Below are 14,562 nucleotides of genomic sequence, written 5' to 3'. Positions count from 1 at the left end.
CAGGGCCCGCTCCCATGTCCCCCGCAAAACACCCCGGTATCCTGCGGATGTCACCCCACCTCCTCCACAGCCGAAGGGCATCCCGTGAGCGCCATTCGCCCGGCAGCCGTCGTCGTTCTCGCAGCGGGTGAGGGCACCCGTATGAAGTCGGCCACACCCAAGGTCCTGCACGACATCTGCGGACGCAGCCTCGTGGGGCATGTGCTCGCCGCCGCGCGTGAGTTGGACCCCGAGAATCTGGTCGTCGTGGTCGGGCACGCCCGTGAGAAGGTCACCGCGCATCTCGGTGAGATCGACCCCGGCGTCCGCACCGCCGTGCAGGCCGAGCAGAACGGCACCGGGCACGCCGTACGGATGGCCCTCGAAGAGCTCGGCGGCACTGTCGACGGCACCGTGGTCGTCGTCTGCGGTGACACCCCCCTCCTCACCGGCGAGACCCTCACCCACCTCGCCGCCACCCACTCCGCCGACGGCAACGCCGTCACCGTGCTGACCGCCGAGGTCCCGGACGCGACCGGTTACGGCCGGATCGTGCGCGACGGTGCCTCCGGTGCTGTCACGGCCATCGTCGAGCACAAGGACGCGAGCGAGTCGCAGCGGGCGATCCGGGAGATCAACTCGGGTGTGTTCGCCTTTGACGGGCAGTTGCTCGCCGACGCGCTCGGCAAGGTGCGTACGGACAACAGTCAGGGCGAGGAGTACCTCACCGACGTCCTGGGCATTCTGCGCGAGGCCGGTCACCGTGTCGGTGCCTCCGTGGCCGCCGATCACCGTGAGATCGCCGGGATCAACAACCGTGTGCAGCTGGCCGAGGCCCGCCGGATTCTCAACGACCGGCTGCTGACGCGCGCCATGCTGGCCGGCGTGACCGTCGTGGATCCGGCGACGACCTGGGTCGATGTGACGGTCACCTTCGAGCAGGACGCGATCGTCCAGCCGGGGACCCAGTTGCAGGGCGCGACGCATCTCGGCGAGGGCGCGGAGGTCGGGCCCAACTGCCGGCTGAAGGACACGAGGGTCGGTGCGGGCGCGCGGGTGGACAACACCGTGGCCGACGGTGCCGTCGTGGGGGCGGGCGCGTCCGTGGGGCCGTATGCGTATCTGCGGCCTGGGACACGGCTCGGCGCGAAGGGCAAGATCGGTACGTACGTCGAGACGAAGAACGCCTCGATCGGGGAGGGGACGAAGGTCCCGCATCTGTCCTACGTCGGTGACGCGACGATCGGTGAGTACACGAACATCGGTGCCGCGAGTGTGTTCGTGAACTATGACGGACAGGACAAACACCACACGACTGTCGGCTCTCACTGCCGTACCGGTTCGGACAACATGTTTGTGGCTCCTGTCACGGTCGGGGACGGTGCGTACACCGCTGCCGGGTCTGTGATCACGAAGGACGTACCGCCTGGTTCGCTGGCCGTGGCCCGTGGTCAGCAGCGGAATATCGAGGGTTGGGTGGCTCGTAAGCGTCCGGGCAGTGCGGCCGCGAAGGCGGCCGAGGCGGCTTCGCGGCAGGTCGAGAGCGAGGACTGACCGGAAACGGGTGCGTCAAACACGGCGTACCGTGATAAGTGCACACCCGCACGCCACCAGCTCGACACCCAGCTGAGACACCTCTGAGGAGACAGTGCTGTGACCGGGATCAAGACGACCGGCGAGAAGAAGTTGATGTTCTTCTCCGGCCGCGCCCACCCCGAGCTTGCCGAGGAGGTCGCCCAGCAGTTGGGGGTCGGGGTCGTCCCGACGAAGGCCTTCGACTTCGCCAACGGCGAGATCTATGTGCGTTATCAGGAGTCGGCGCGTGGTGCGGACTGCTTTGTGATCCAGAGCCACACGGCTCCGATCAATCAGTGGATCATGGAGCAGTTGATCATGATCGACGCGCTGAAGCGTGCGTCGGCGCGCTCCATCACGGTCATCGTGCCGTTCTACGGTTACGCGCGGCAGGACAAGAAGCACCGTGGTCGTGAACCGATTTCGGCGCGTCTGATCGCGGATCTGATGAAGACGGCGGGTGCGGATCGCATCCTGACCGTGGATCTGCACACGGATCAGATCCAGGGGTTCTTCGATGGGCCTGTCGACCATCTGTTCGCTCTTCCGCTGCTGGCGGACTACGTGGGTGACAAGGTCGACAAGGAGAAGCTGACGGTCGTGTCCCCGGACGCCGGGCGTGTGCGGGTGGCTGACCGCTGGTGTGACCGGCTGGGTGCGCCGCTGGCGATCGTGCACAAGCGGCGTGACAAGGACGTGGCGAACCAGGTGACCGTCCATGAGGTCGTGGGTGAGGTCAGGGGCCGGGTGTGTGTGCTGGTCGATGACATGATCGACACGGGTGGGACGATCTGTGCGGCCGCTGACGCGCTCTTCGCGCACGGTGCGGAGGACGTCATCGTCACCGCGACTCACGGTGTGCTTTCCGGTCCGGCGGCGGACCGGTTGAAGAACTCGCGGGTGAGTGAGTTCGTGTTCACGAACACGTTGCCGACGCCGGGTGAGCTGAGCCGTGATCTGGACAAGCTGACGGTGCTGTCGATCGCGCCGACGATCGCGAGTGCGGTGCGTGAGGTGTTCGAGGACGGTTCGGTGACGAGCCTGTTCGACGAGCAGTAGAGATCCTTTTGGGTGCGGCCTCCTGGTCCGAGTAGACTGCTTCAGTTGCTCGGCGAGGGAGGCCGTTCCCGTTCTCGGGATTCGGTGGTCCGTTATCGACGCGCTCTTCGTAGCAGGCCGTTCGTGGCCGGGTGACCACGTCCGTTTGTACTTCTACGAGGAGTGATCCGTATGTCCGAGGTGAAGCTCACCGCCGAGACGCGCACCGAGTTCGGTAAGGGTGCCGCGCGTCGTATCCGTCGTGACAACAAGGTTCCGGTCGTGCTGTACGGCCACGGTTCGGACCCGCTGCACCTGACCCTGCCGGGTCACGACCTGCTGCTGGCGCTGCGTACGCCGAACGTTCTGATCTCCCTGGACATCGACGGCAAGTCCAACGAGCTGGCGATCCCGAAGGCTGTGCAGCGTGACCCGCTGAAGGGCTTCCTGGAGCACGTGGACCTGCTGCTGGTCAAGCGGGGCGAGAAGGTCACGGTCGAGATCCCGGTGCAGACCGAGGGCGAGCTGGCGGCGGGTGGCAACCTGCTGGAGCACGTGCTGAACGCGCTGCCGGTCGAGGCCGAGGCCACGCACATCCCCGAGTCGGTCACGGTGTCCGTCGAGGGTCTGGAGGCCGGTGCCTCCATCCTGGCCAAGGACATCACGCTGCCGAAGGGCACCACGCTGGCCGTCGAGGAGGACGCTGTCGTCCTCCAGGTTCTGGCCGCGCAGGCCGAGGAGGCCCCGGAGGGCGAGGCCGCCGAGGGCGAAGAGGTCGCCGAGGCCTGATTCCCGGGTCTGGCCGGGGTGTGATCCTCGGCTCTGTCATCGGTTCGTCAGCCGCTGTTCCCGTTCGGGGCAGCGGCTGGCTGCTGGGGGTCTGGGGGTCTGGGGGTCATCCCCCGGAAAGCACAGCAAGGAGAAGTGGACGTGACTACCGACCCGAGTGCCCCTTGGCTGATCGCCGGCCTCGGCAACCCCGGCCCCGAGTACGCCATGAACCGGCACAATGTCGGGTTCATGGTGGCGGATCTGCTGGCCGAGCGGATCGGGGGGAAGTTCAAGCGGGCCGGTAAGGCTCAGGCGCAGGTGGTGGAGGGGCGGATCGGGCCGCCGGGGCCGTTGAACCGGCGGGTGGTCCTGGTGAAGCCGATGTCGTTCATGAATCTGTCCGGGGGTCCGGTGAACGCGTTGCGCGATTTCTACAAGGTGCCTGTGGGGAACATCGTCGCGGTCCATGACGAGTTGGACATCGACTACGGCACGTTGCGGCTGAAGCTGGGTGGCGGGGACAACGGGCACAACGGGTTGAAGTCGATGACGAAGGTGATGGGTTCGGACTATCACCGGGTGCGGTTCGGGATCGGGCGGCCGCCGGGTCGTATGCAGGTCGCGGACTTCGTGTTGAAGGATTTCGCTTCCGCGGAGCGCAAGGAGCTGGACTACTTCGTGGACCGGGCGGCGGACGCGGTGGAGTGTCTGGTGATCGAGGGCTTGGAGCGGGCGCAGAGTACGTACAACTCGTGACTTGTCCGCCCACGTCAACGGGCCGAGGTTGACCGGGCGTAGGGGCATGGCCAAGGATCGCGGCCATGCCTTCTGCCGTTGTCTCCAGTCAGGGTGCCGTGGCCGCGCTGCGGTTCGGTCGGCTCGCGGCGATGGGTACGGTCGCGGTGCTGATTCTGATCGCGGGTGTGTGGGCGTCGTGGGGCACGGCTCATCATGTGATGCTCACGAAGGGGCGGGAGAGCGGCACGATCAAGGTGACGCGGTGCGGTGCGGACACCTGCAGTGGGCCGTATGCGCCGATGTCGGCGGGGTCGCAGGCGCGTGAGTCGGTCGTCATCGACAAGAGCGTGGCCGTGCGCAAGGGGCAGACGTACACGGTCGTGATCAAGCCGGGCAGCGGCGAGGTCGTGCGGTCCGGTCCGGCGGGTGTGCTGTACGCCTGGGTTCCGCTGGGTGGTGCGCTGTTGCTGGCGTCGGTGGTCGTGGCGGGTGGGCTGGGGCGGACTCGGGTGGCGTGGCTGTTGGCGGGGTCGGGGGTTGCCCTGCTCACGGCCGCTTTCGTGACAATCTGACGTTTTCGTCGTTTCCCTGTCTGTGGGGGATGTGTGTGTTTCCTGTTCGTGATTGACCTGGGGTAAGTCATGGCAGGATGCTGAGCCGCCCCCTCCACATCTTCCCGTTCCTTCTCGAAGATGGACTACTGCCTCATGCGTACCCTCAACCGCGTCGGCGCCCTGTCCGCCGTCGCCGCGGCCGCGGTTTTCTGTGTTCCGGCCGCCGCCCACGCCACCGGTTCCGGTGACGACACGTACACCGTGCAATTGCGGCAGGATCTGCCGCGTACCGCGACCACCGACGACGGTGGCGCTCCGCAGGAGAGCCGGGACGAGTGCCCCGGTATCCCGGAGGGGCAGGACGGCTGGCACTTCGTGCTGCCGGGGAACTCCACGGATTTCGTGAAGCTGACCGTGACGTTCGAGCCGGGTGGGCAGCAGGTGGTGACGGACTTCGGTCCGCCGTCCGACAAGCACGCGTACGTGGCCTCGCAGCCGGGTGCGGAGCTGACCTCGGCGGTGGCCGAGGTGCGCGGCGGTGATCTGGAGCTGTTCAACCTGTCGCACACGTGCCCGGCGGAGGACGGCCCGGTGCCGAGCGACACTCCGGACCCGACCAACGGCACGTCCTCGGAGCCGTCGCAGGAGCCGTCGCAGGAGGAGTCCGGCACGCCGTCCTCGGAGGCGTCGCCCTCTGAGAGCGACAGCGCCGCTCCGGCCGCCTCCTCGTCCCCGTCGGCGCCGGGTGGCGGCTCTCCCGAGGGCGATCTGGCCGAGACGGGCAACGGTGCCCCGGTCGGTCTGATCTCGGGTGCCGCGGCCGCGCTGCTGGCGGCGGGCGGGTACCTGGTGTTCCGCCGTCGCAAGGCGGCCGGCCAGAGCTGACGTAGGACTGCGACGTAGTACGTCGGCGTCCAGAACGAACGGTGCCCCCGAGTGCGTGACTCGGGGGCACCGCCGTATGTGGGGGGGTCAGCCGGTGTTGCGCAGGCCGGCCGCCACGCCGTTCACGGTGAGGAGCAGGGCGCGGGAGAGCAGCGGGTCGGGTTCGGCGCCCGCTGCCGCCGCGTCGCGCTGGCGCTTGAGCAGGGCGACCTGGAGGTAGGAGATGGGGTCGAGGTAGGCGTCGCGGATGGCGAAGGTCTGCTTGAGGACCGGGGCCGCGTCGAGGAGTTCGCGCTCCCCCGTCACCTTCAGGACCTCGGCGACGGTGAGTTCGTGTTCGGCGCGGATGGTGTCGAAGATGTGCTTGAGCTCGTCGGGGACGAGGGTGTCGACGTAGTGGGCGGCGATCCGCAGGTCGGTCTTGGCGAGGGTCATCTCGACGTTGGAGATGAAGTTGCGGAAGAAGTGCCACTGTTCGTGCATCTCGTCGAGCACGGTGTCCAGGCCGGCCTCGCGCAGGGCCTTGAGGCCGGAGCCGACGCCGAACCAGCCGGGCACGATCTGGCGGGACTGGGTCCAGCCGAAGACCCAGGGGATGGCGCGCAGGCCGTCGAGCGAGACGCCGGAGCCGGGGCGGCGGGAGGGCCGGGAGCCCAGGTGCAGGTCGGCGAGCTGGTCCACCGGCGTCGACGCGAGGAAATACGTCGGCAGGTCGGGGTCCTCGACGAGGCGTCGGTAGGCGGCGTGGGCGGCGTCGGAGACAACGTCCATCGCGGCGTCCCAGCGGGCGAGGGCCTCGGTGGACTGGCGGGGCGCGGTGTGCAGGGCGGAGGCCTGGAGGGTGGCCGCCACGGTGAGTTCGAGGTTCTCCCGGGCCAGGGACGGGATGAGGTACTTGTCGGAGATGACCTCGCCCTGCTCGGTGACCTTGATCTCGCCTTCGAGGGTGCCCCAGGGCTGGGCGAGGATGGCGTCGTGGGAGGGGCCGCCGCCGCGGCCGACGGTGCCGCCGCGGCCGTGGAAGAGGCGCAGCCGTACGCCGTAGCGGTGGGCGACGTCGCGCAGGCGGCGCTGGGCGCGGTGGATCTCCCACTGGCTGGTGGTGATGCCGCCGAACTTGGAGGAGTCGGAGTAGCCGAGCATGACTTCCTGGACGTCGCCGCGCAGCGCGACCAGGCGCCGGTACGACGGGTCGGAGAGCATGTCCTCCAGGATGGTGTCGGCGGCCTTGAGCTCGTCGGTGGTCTCCAGGAGCGGGACGATGCCGATCTTGGCCCAGCCGGCGTGCAGGTCGATCAGGCCGGCCTCGCGGGCGAGGACGGTCGCGGCGAACACGTCGTCGGCGCCCTGGCACATGGAGATGATGTACGACTCGATGACCTCGGGTCCGAAGACTTCGAGGGCCTTCTTGACGGTCTGGAACACGCCGAGGGTCTTCTCGCCGGCGGCGTCCACGGGTGCCGGGGTGGGGGCCAGTGGCCTGCGGGAGCGGAGTTCCTTGGCGAGCAGCTTGGCGCGGTAGTCGCGGGGCATGTCGACGTAGCGCCAGGATTCCTCGCCGAGGCGGTCGAAGAGCTGGCCGAGGGCGTGGTGGTGGGCGTCGGCGTGTTCGCGGACGTCCATGGTGGCGAGCTGGAGGCCGAACGCGGACAGGGTGCGGATGGTGCGGTTCATGCGGCCGTCGGCGAAGAGGCCGCCCTTGTGCTCGCGCAGCGAGGTCTGGATCAGGGTGAGGTCCTGCAGCAGTTCGCTGGTGCCGAGGTAGTCGCGGCCCGCCTCGTGCGGGATGCCCTTGGCGAGGCGGGTCTTGGTGTTCTCCAGCTTCTGCCGGATGCAGGTGGCCTTGAGCCGGTAGGGCTCCTCGGCGTTGAGGCGCTTGTAGCGGGGGCTGATCTCGGGGAGGGCTTCGAGGTCGGCCTTGAGGGATTCGAGGAGCTCCTCGGTGGCGCCGGTGTAGCGGATGGAGTTGGACAGGAAGCCGCGGAGCTCGTCGATCATCTCCAGGGCGTCGTTGATGCCGTGTTCGTGCTGGAGGATGAGGACGTCCCAGGTCACCTGGGGGGTGACGTTGGGGTTGCCGTCGCGGTCGCCGCCGATCCAGGTGCCGAAGGTGAGGGGGCGGGTGGCGTCGGGGAGCTTGTGGCCGACGCGCTCGAGTTCGGCGGTGAGGTCTTCCAGGACGTCGCCGACGGCGCCGGCGTGGAGTTCGTCGAGGTAGTAGATGGCGTTGCGGGCCTCGTCGGCGGGCTCGGGGCGGACGACGCGCAGTTCGTCGGTCTGCCAGACGAGGTCGATGTTCTCGGCCAGTCGGGTGTCGTGGCGGCGGCGGTCGCCCTCGAGGACGGGGGTCTCCAGGAGTGCGGCGATGCGCCGGAGCTTGTTGAGGACCGAACGGCGTGCGGCCTCGGTGGGGTGTGCCGTGAACACCGGGCGGACGTTGAGGTGCTGGATCGTCTGGCGCAGGTGCTCGGGGTCGGCGTCCTTGAGGCGGTCGGCCGTGCGGGCGAGGAGGCCGCCCTCGGCGGCGCGCTTGGCGCGCAGTTCGCGGCCGCGGTGGACCTGCTCGGTGACGTTGGCCAGGTGGAAGTAGGTGGAGAAGGCGCGGACCAGCTTGGCCGCGGTGTCCAGTTCCGTGCCACGCAGCAGTTCGGCGGCGGCGTCGCCGTCCTCGCGGGTGAGGCGGCGGACCTTCTCGACGAGGTCGAGGAGCTCGGGGCCCTCCTGGCGGACCAGGGTCTCGCCGAGCAGGTCACCCAGTCGGCGGATGTCGGCGCGCAGCTCACTGCTGGTCGTGGTCTGGTCGTCGGCACTGCTCACAGGTGCGGCTCCTTGCAGTGTTGAAGCTCATCTGGAGGGAACCCGGCGCAGGTGTCGCGCGGCGGGGTGCCGCATACGGCTCCTGACATCCGGGAAGAAATCAGAGCGGACCGCGCTGTCCGACCGACTCCAAGGATAGGTGTCCATGCGGACGCGCAGTCTCTCGGGCTCTTGCCGCCGGGCGACGCACTGCCATACTTACGACGCCGTAGGTTACGGAACCGTAGGCACCGTCGTAACGGAACCTGGGAACAGTTCCCGCGACCCCGGCACCTGCCAAAACCCTCGAACCCCACAGGGGACGCCCCATGACCACGAGCTCCGATGTGATCGAAGACGCCCCGAAGGCGAACGACGACACCCCGATTCCTTCCGCCACCCTGGGCGGCGAGAAGAAGCGGTCGATCGAGCAGATCGCGCTCCTTCTCTTCATCACCGTCCCGTTCCTCGCGCTGGTCGCGGCGGTGCCGCTGGCCTGGGGCTGGGGCGTGAGCTGGCTCGACCTCGGCCTGATGGTCTTCTTCTACTTCCTGGGCTGTCACGGCATCACGATCGGCTTCCACCGCTATTTCACCCACGGTTCGTTCAAGGCCAAGCGTCCCTTGCGGATCGCGCTGGCGATCGCGGGTTCGATGGCGGTCGAGGGCCCGATCGTGCGCTGGGTGGCGGACCACCGCAAGCACCACAAGTTCTCGGACGCGGAGGGCGACCCGCACTCCCCGTGGCGATTCGGTGAGACCGTTCCGGCCCTGATGAAGGGCCTGTGGTGGGCCCATATCGGATGGATGTTCGACGAGGAGCAGACGCCGCAGGACAAGTACGCGCCGGATCTGATCAAGGACCCGGCGATCCGCGCGATCTCCCGCCAGTTCATCTACTGGACGATGCTCTCGCTGGCCCTGCCCGCCCTGATCGGCGGTCTGGTGACGATGTCCTGGTGGGGCGCGTTCACGGGCTTCTTCTGGGGCTCGCTGGTGCGGGTGGCGCTGTTGCACCACGTCACGTGGTCGATCAACTCGATCTGCCACGCGGTGGGCAAGCGGCCGTTCAAGTCGCGTGACCGTTCGGGCAACGTGTGGTGGCTGGCGGTGCTGTCGTGCGGTGAGTCCTGGCACAACCTGCACCACGCCGACCCGACCTCCGCGCGGCACGGTGTGGAGCGCGGGCAGATCGACTCCTCGGCGCGGATCATCCGCTGGTTCGAGATGCTCGGCTGGGCCTACGACGTGCGCTGGCCGTCACGCTCGCGTATCGATTCGCGCCGGAACACCGAGGAAGGCGGCTCCCGGCGCGGGAAGGAACCCGTAAAGGCGGCATGATTGACGCCGTGGCGACCGACTCCAGCAGTACCCCCGGCAATGACAAGCAGCGGCGGGCGCGCCGTACCCGGATGACCGGTGCGGAGCGCCGCCAGCAGCTGCTGGAGATCGGTCGCACCCTCTTCGCCGCGAAGGGCTTCGAGGGCACGTCGGTGGAGGAGATCGCGGCGAAGGCGGGCGTCTCGAAGCCGGTGGTGTACGAGCACTTCGGCGGCAAGGAGGGGCTGTACGCGGTCGTGGTGGACCGTGAGATGCGCCGGCTGCTGGACATGGTGACCGGTTCCCTGACGGCCGGCCACCCCCGTGAACTGTGCGAGCAGGCGGCGTTCGCCCTCCTGGACTACATCGAGGAGTACACGGACGGTTTCCGCATCCTGGTCCGTGACTCCCCCATCCCCCAGTCGACGGGTTCCTTCGCCTCCCTGATCTCGGACATCGCGACCCAGGTGGAGGACATCCTGGGCCGCGAGTTCAAGAGCCGCGGCTTCGACCCGAAGCTGGCCCCGCTGTACGCCCAGGCCCTGGTCGGCATGGTGGCGCTGACCGGCCAGTGGTGGCTGGACGTGCGCCGCCCGAAGAAGGCCGAGGTGGCGGCCCATCTGGTGAATCTGGCGTGGCACGGGCTGGACGGGCTGGAGGCGAAGCCGCACTTGATAGGGCGCCGCAAGAGCTGACACGCGCGGCGCCCCGAGCGTCGTTGCCTGTCATTGCCCGTGGGCTCATGCCTGTCCTCGCCCGGCAGCCCGTGCCTGCCTGCCCTTTGCCGGCAGGGCCGGCTGTCATTTGCCCGGCAGGGCCGGTCAGCCCTTGAAGGTGTCCTTGCCCTTCTCCTTCGCCTGACGCGCGCTGCCCTTCCTCTTCTCGGCCTTGCCCTCGGCGGTCAACTCCTCGTTGCCGACCATGCGGCCCATCGCTTCCTTGGCCTTGCCCTTGGCCTCTTCCTTCTTGGCCCTGGCCTTCTCTTCCTTCGCCACGTTCCTCACTCCTCGCAAGGATCGACGTCGCTGTGCTTCAGCGGGTGACCCTGCGCCGCGCGCCTCAAACAGCGGTGCCCGGCGCGGCGGCGACCGGCTCCCAGAACTCCAGACGGTTGCCCACGGGGTCGTATGACGAGAGCTGAACTATGGAGACCACAAGGTGCATCTTGTGGAATCATGTGCGCATGACTGAGATCACGATCAGCGCGGCCCGTTCCCAGCTCGGCGACCTCGTCCGACGCGCTGCGCACAGCCGCGAGACCATCGCCATCACCGACCACGGGCACGTGGCGGCGCTGCTCGTCTCGCCGCAGGTGATAGAGGATCTCGAAGACGCCCTGGCCGTCGCGGATTATCAGCGGCGCAAGGCGGAGGGCACGCTCGGCGAGGGCATCCCGCACGAGGAAGTCGGACGCATTCTGGGGCTGCGCCCGTGACCTACCGCATCATCTGGGAGCCGGCTGCCACGAACGCGGCCGTCCGGTTCCTCAAGGACGACCCGACCGGACTCGCCGCGGTCTATGAAGCCGTGGACGCACTCGCCGAGACGCCGCGCCCCATCAACTCCGTCGCCTACGGCGTCGACATCCGGCGCCTTCGCGTGGGCGACTACCGCGTCCTGTACGTGATCGACGACGAGGTGATCCACATCCTCGTCACTCACCTGGGCCGCACCTCCTGAACCCCGCCCCTGGGACGATCACCGCACCCCCTTGCCGGCCACCGCGAAGATGCGGCGGAACGGAAAGGGGGTGCCGTGCGGACCGGCCGGATAGGCCTCGCGCAGGGCGGCCCGGTACTCGTCGAGGAAGGCGTCCCGCCGCTCGGGGTCGTCGGCGAGCGCGGTGAGGAGCGGTCGCAATCCCGTGCCCTTCACCCAGTCCAGCACCGGATCCTCGCCGGTCAGGAGGTGGACGTACGTCGTCTCCCAGACGTCGGCCGCACAGCCCAGGTCGGCCAGCCGCGCCAGGTAGGCCTGCGGGGTGAGCACGGCGTCCTCGTGGCGGAGGGTGTCGGTGAGGCCGTACCGGGACGCGAGGTCGCGCATCAGGCGGTGGCTGGGGGCGTCGAAGTTGCCGGGGACCTGGAAGGCGAAGGTGCCGCCGGGGCGCAGGCCTCCCACCCAGTCCGCGAAACGCTCGGCGTGCCCCGGCACCCACTGCAGGGTCGCATTGCTGACGATCAGGTCGTACGGCTCCCCGGGCGCCCACGTCCGCACGTCGGCGTGGGCGAAGTCGAGGCGGCCGCCGCCCGGGGTCGGGCCCTCGTGCTCGACGTGGGCCCTGTCCAGCATCTCGGCGGAGTTGTCGTAGCCGGTGATGTGGGCGGTGGGCCAGCGCCGGGCGAGCAGGGCGGTGACGTTGCCGGGGCCGCAGCCGAGGTCGGCGATGCGGGGGCTTTGCCCGGGAAGGTCGGGGACGTGGGCGAGGAGGTCGGTGAAGGGGCGGGCGCGGTGGCCGGCGTGGCGCAGGTACTGGGCGGGGTCCCAGGTGGGGGCGGCGGCAGCGGACATGGCGGGGCCTCCTGTCGGTTCCTCCCGGCTGTCGCTCTCCAGCCTGCCCCCGCAGATATCTTGACGTCAAGAGACTTCACGTCGACACAACCACTACACTGATCGCCATGGAGGACGAGGTCGATCGGCTGGTCGCAGCGTGGCGCCGGGAGCGCCCGGACCTCGACGTGGAACCGCTCGAGGTGCTCAGCCGGGTGAGCAGACTCGCCCGGCATCTGGACCGCGCACGCCGGCTGGCCTTCTCCGAGCACAGCCTGGAGCCCTGGGAGTTCGACGTGCTGACCGCGCTCAGGCGCGCCGGGACGCCGTACCAGCTCTCGCCGGGGCAGTTGCTGACGCAGACCCTGGTCACCTCGGGCACGATGACGAACCGCATCGACCGCCTGGCCAAGAAGGGCCTGGTGGAGCGGCTTCCCGACCCCAGCGACCGGCGCGGTGTGCTGGTGCGGCTGACCGACGAGGGGCGCGACCGCGCGGATCAGGCGCTCGCCGGTCTGCTGGACCAGGAGCGCGCGATCCTCGCGGAGCTGACGCGGGCGCAGCGGGGGGAACTGGCGGGTTTGCTGCGCCAGCTGACCGCTCCGTTCGACAACATCCCGGGGTAGGCGCAAACGTCAGACGCTCCGCTGGGAGTGCCGAGTGGGTAGTGCCGCGATGGGTCGTCGGTTGTGCGGCGCCATTGTGGCTTTTCGCGCCCGCTAGGCGGTAGCCGCAAATCGACACAGCCCCGCGCCCCTTCAAGGGCGTTGCCGCCCGGCGGTGTCCATCAGGCGCTGCTGCTTTCCTCCGGCAGGATTCGGCCGGCCGGCCCGAGGTCGACCGGACCGACCCCCGCCCGCCGCGCGAGCGCTACCGCGGCCAGTGTCGAGTGGACGCCCAGTTTGCCCAGGACGTTCTGCATGTGGGTGCGGACCGTGTGCGGGGAGAGGTAAAGGCGTTCGGCGACCGCCTTTCTGCCCAGGCCGGCCACCATGCAGCGCAACACCTCCCGCTCCCTGGGCGTCAGCGACTCCACCAGCCGCTCGCTCTCGGTGCGGTGCTTGCGCGCGGCCGTCAGCTCCCGCAGGACGCCCGTGAGCAGGGCCGGCGGCAGATGGGTCTCGTCGCGGAGCACGCCGCGGATGACCGTGAGCAGCCGGGACAGCGAGCAGTCCTTGGCCACCCAGCCGGACGCCCCGGCCTGCAGGGCGAGCGCGGCCCGGCGCGGGTCGTCCTTCTCGGCGAGGACGACGATCCGTACGGCGGGCTGCGCGGAGCGGACCCCGGCGACCAGCGAGATGCCGTCCACCAGCCCGTCCTCGCCCACCTCCTGGACGGGCACGGCCGGCCGGACGCCCGGCACGTTGCCGCCCAGGTCGGCGTCGACGAGCAGTACGTCGAAGCGGCGCCCCTCGGCGGCCGCGCGCTCCAGGCTGCGCAGCGCGGCGGGACCGCTGCCCGCGGCGGAGACGTCGACGTCGGGCTCTGCCGCCAGGGCGGCTGCGAGCGACTCGGCGAAGATGCGATGGTCGTCGACGACCAGCACTCGGATGCGAACCACGAAACCCCCTTCCCCAAGCTCTCGAAGAGCAGGGGATACCCCATCGTCATGAGGACGACACCGGGAGACGAACACCGTCGCGGGCACGACGCCCGAAGCGCGGATGACCGCACGGCCGCCGCCGTGCAGGAACTGCTACCCCCACTTCGGGTGTCGTACCCGACCTGTCTCGCCCCCTGATCAGCACCGGCCCCCACCGGTGCTGCTCATCAGAGTACGGGCGGGTGGCAGGAGCGGAAGGTAATTCGCAGAACTGGTTGGCCGACGCGTTTATGGTGAGCCGCATGTTTCGTCTGGAGACAGAAGTCGACAAATCACGCCAGGATCTGCTTCGCCGCCGGCTGCGGGACACCAACACCGCGGCCTCCCCGATCCTGCGCGCCCTGCGCGGAACCCCAGGTGAACGGGAAGTTCCGCTCCAGGTCTGGGCGTTGGACGCGCGCGACGCCGTGGTCGGCGGTCTCGTCGGTCACACCTGGACCACCTGGCTCCATGTCACCTACCTCTGGGTCGACGAACGCCATCGCGGTGCCGGTATCGGTTCGCAATTGCTCGCACGCGCGGAGCGCGTCGCCCGCTTCGAACGGGGCTGCACGGCCGTACGCCTGGAGACGTGGGACTTCCAGGCGCCGGAGTTCTACAAGAAGCAGGGGTACGACGTGGTGTGTGTGATCCCGGACTATCCGCCGGGGATCACGGAGTACACGCTGACCAAACACCTGGTCCCCAGGGCTTAGGGGTCGCGCAGTACGGGATCGCCCGACCCGAACAGCGCGTCGGAGAACCCCAGGTCCTGACCACGTGGGTCGGGGTACCGTGAAACGGACACCGCGAAAGGGAGCCTCAAGCGCCATGA

Annotated in this window: 16 protein-coding genes; 12 read left to right on the top strand and 4 right to left on the bottom strand. The window is 68.9% G+C overall.

The annotated features are described in order from the left end of the window. Window positions 1–84: 84 nt before the first annotated feature. The 6 genes from glmU (at window position 85) to ACIBAG_RS06575 (ending at window position 5,540) form a co-directional block, all read left to right on the top strand. The gene (glmU, locus tag ACIBAG_RS06600; protein WP_399101656.1) at window positions 85–1,533 is read left to right on the top strand and encodes a bifunctional UDP-N-acetylglucosamine diphosphorylase/glucosamine-1-phosphate N-acetyltransferase GlmU; all 1,449 of its coding nucleotides are present in this window, start codon (window positions 85–87) and stop codon (window positions 1,531–1,533) included. Between the two features lie 99 nt (window positions 1,534–1,632). Continuing rightward, on the top strand, window positions 1,633–2,613 hold the full coding sequence (locus tag ACIBAG_RS06595; RefSeq protein WP_031481448.1) for a ribose-phosphate diphosphokinase: 981 nt from the start codon (window positions 1,633–1,635) through the stop codon (window positions 2,611–2,613). A 171-nt stretch (window positions 2,614–2,784) separates the two neighbouring features. Further along, window positions 2,785–3,381, top strand: a complete 597-nt coding sequence (locus tag ACIBAG_RS06590; protein WP_399101654.1) for a 50S ribosomal protein L25/general stress protein Ctc — start codon at window positions 2,785–2,787, stop codon at window positions 3,379–3,381. Between the two features lie 135 nt (window positions 3,382–3,516). Then, window positions 3,517–4,119 carry an aminoacyl-tRNA hydrolase gene (gene pth, locus ACIBAG_RS06585; RefSeq protein WP_399101651.1) on the top strand — a complete coding sequence of 201 codons (603 nt, stop codon included), beginning with the start codon at window positions 3,517–3,519 and terminating at the stop codon, window positions 4,117–4,119. Window positions 4,120–4,184: 65 nt separating this feature from the next. Further along, the gene (locus tag ACIBAG_RS06580; protein WP_399101649.1) at window positions 4,185–4,673 is read left to right on the top strand and encodes a hypothetical protein; all 489 of its coding nucleotides are present in this window, start codon (window positions 4,185–4,187) and stop codon (window positions 4,671–4,673) included. A 135-nt stretch (window positions 4,674–4,808) separates the two neighbouring features. Continuing rightward, the gene (locus tag ACIBAG_RS06575; RefSeq protein WP_399101647.1) at window positions 4,809–5,540 is read left to right on the top strand and encodes an LPXTG cell wall anchor domain-containing protein; all 732 of its coding nucleotides are present in this window, start codon (window positions 4,809–4,811) and stop codon (window positions 5,538–5,540) included. A gap of 87 nt (window positions 5,541–5,627) precedes the next feature. Here ACIBAG_RS06575 and ppc read toward each other — a convergent pair whose 3' ends face one another. Continuing rightward, on the bottom strand, window positions 5,628–8,357 hold the full coding sequence (gene ppc, locus ACIBAG_RS06570; RefSeq protein WP_399101645.1) for a phosphoenolpyruvate carboxylase: 2,730 nt from the start codon (window positions 8,355–8,357) through the stop codon (window positions 5,628–5,630). A 308-nt stretch (window positions 8,358–8,665) separates the two neighbouring features. On the opposite strand from ppc, the gene ACIBAG_RS06565 reads away from it, so the two are divergent. After that, window positions 8,666–9,676, top strand: a complete 1,011-nt coding sequence (locus tag ACIBAG_RS06565; protein WP_399101643.1) for an acyl-CoA desaturase — start codon at window positions 8,666–8,668, stop codon at window positions 9,674–9,676. Beyond that, window positions 9,673–10,350 (top strand): TetR family transcriptional regulator, encoded by a 678-nt coding sequence (locus ACIBAG_RS06560; protein ID WP_399101641.1) that lies wholly within the window; start codon window positions 9,673–9,675, stop codon window positions 10,348–10,350. Before ACIBAG_RS06565 ends, ACIBAG_RS06560 begins: the two co-directional genes overlap by 4 nt. 126 nt (window positions 10,351–10,476) lie before the next feature. Here the strand turns inward: ACIBAG_RS06560 and ACIBAG_RS06555 are convergent, their stop codons facing one another. Next, window positions 10,477–10,650 (bottom strand): CsbD family protein, encoded by a 174-nt coding sequence (locus ACIBAG_RS06555; protein ID WP_078662712.1) that lies wholly within the window; start codon window positions 10,648–10,650, stop codon window positions 10,477–10,479. Between the two features lie 188 nt (window positions 10,651–10,838). On the opposite strand from ACIBAG_RS06555, the gene ACIBAG_RS06550 reads away from it, so the two are divergent. Then, window positions 10,839–11,090: a type II toxin-antitoxin system Phd/YefM family antitoxin gene (locus ACIBAG_RS06550; RefSeq protein ID WP_126392795.1), complete on the top strand. Its 252-nt coding sequence runs from the start codon at window positions 10,839–10,841 to the stop codon at window positions 11,088–11,090. Then, window positions 11,087–11,335, top strand: a complete 249-nt coding sequence (locus ACIBAG_RS06545; protein WP_399101638.1) for a type II toxin-antitoxin system RelE/ParE family toxin — start codon at window positions 11,087–11,089, stop codon at window positions 11,333–11,335. Before ACIBAG_RS06550 ends, ACIBAG_RS06545 begins: the two co-directional genes overlap by 4 nt. Window positions 11,336–11,353: 18 nt before the next feature. Here ACIBAG_RS06545 and ACIBAG_RS06540 read toward each other — a convergent pair whose 3' ends face one another. Continuing rightward, window positions 11,354–12,166: a trans-aconitate 2-methyltransferase gene (locus tag ACIBAG_RS06540; protein ID WP_399101636.1), complete on the bottom strand. Its 813-nt coding sequence runs from the start codon at window positions 12,164–12,166 to the stop codon at window positions 11,354–11,356. Window positions 12,167–12,273: 107 nt separating this feature from the next. Here ACIBAG_RS06540 and tamR point away from each other — a divergent pair, with 107 nt between their 5' ends. Next, entirely contained in the window at window positions 12,274–12,771 is a 498-nt protein-coding gene (gene tamR, locus ACIBAG_RS06535) for a MarR family transcriptional regulator TamR (protein ID WP_031481467.1), read from the top strand. Window positions 12,772–12,932: 161 nt separating this feature from the next. On the opposite strand, the gene ACIBAG_RS06530 is transcribed toward tamR, so the two are convergent. Beyond that, window positions 12,933–13,706, bottom strand: coding sequence for a response regulator transcription factor (locus ACIBAG_RS06530; protein ID WP_194045202.1), 774 nt, complete (start codon window positions 13,704–13,706; stop codon window positions 12,933–12,935). Between the two features lie 272 nt (window positions 13,707–13,978). On the opposite strand from ACIBAG_RS06530, the gene ACIBAG_RS06525 reads away from it, so the two are divergent. Next, the gene (locus ACIBAG_RS06525; protein ID WP_399101961.1) at window positions 13,979–14,443 is read left to right on the top strand and encodes a GNAT family N-acetyltransferase; all 465 of its coding nucleotides are present in this window, start codon (window positions 13,979–13,981) and stop codon (window positions 14,441–14,443) included. Window positions 14,444–14,562: the final 119 nt, after the last annotated feature.

Source organism: Streptomyces sp. NPDC051243, assembly GCF_044455405.1.
Lineage (GTDB): Bacteria > Actinomycetota > Actinomycetes > Streptomycetales > Streptomycetaceae > Streptomyces.
Note: the sequence above shows the minus strand (reverse complement) of the source record. Positions and strands in the feature narration are given on the sequence as shown.

Bases quoted from the DNA above. Each gene is read 5' to 3' on its own strand.
- ACIBAG_RS06590 (WP_399101654.1), top strand. From the start codon at position 2,785: ATGTCCGAGGTGAAGCTCACCGCCGAGACGCGCACCGAGTTCGGTAAG.
- ACIBAG_RS06580 (WP_399101649.1), top strand. From the start codon at position 4,185: ATGCCTTCTGCCGTTGTCTCCAGTCAGGGTGCCGTGGCCGCGCTGCGG.
- ACIBAG_RS06575 (WP_399101647.1), top strand. From the start codon at position 4,809: ATGCGTACCCTCAACCGCGTCGGCGCCCTGTCCGCCGTCGCCGCGGCC.
- ACIBAG_RS06565 (WP_399101643.1), top strand. From the start codon at position 8,666: ATGACCACGAGCTCCGATGTGATCGAAGACGCCCCGAAGGCGAACGAC.
- ACIBAG_RS06560 (WP_399101641.1), top strand. From the start codon at position 9,673: ATGATTGACGCCGTGGCGACCGACTCCAGCAGTACCCCCGGCAATGAC.
- ACIBAG_RS06550 (WP_126392795.1), top strand. From the start codon at position 10,839: ATGACTGAGATCACGATCAGCGCGGCCCGTTCCCAGCTCGGCGACCTC.
- ACIBAG_RS06540 (WP_399101636.1), bottom strand. From the start codon at position 12,166: ATGTCCGCTGCCGCCGCCCCCACCTGGGACCCCGCCCAGTACCTGCGC.
- tamR (WP_031481467.1), top strand. From the start codon at position 12,274: ATGGAGGACGAGGTCGATCGGCTGGTCGCAGCGTGGCGCCGGGAGCGC.
- ACIBAG_RS06525 (WP_399101961.1), top strand. From the start codon at position 13,979: ATGGTGAGCCGCATGTTTCGTCTGGAGACAGAAGTCGACAAATCACGC.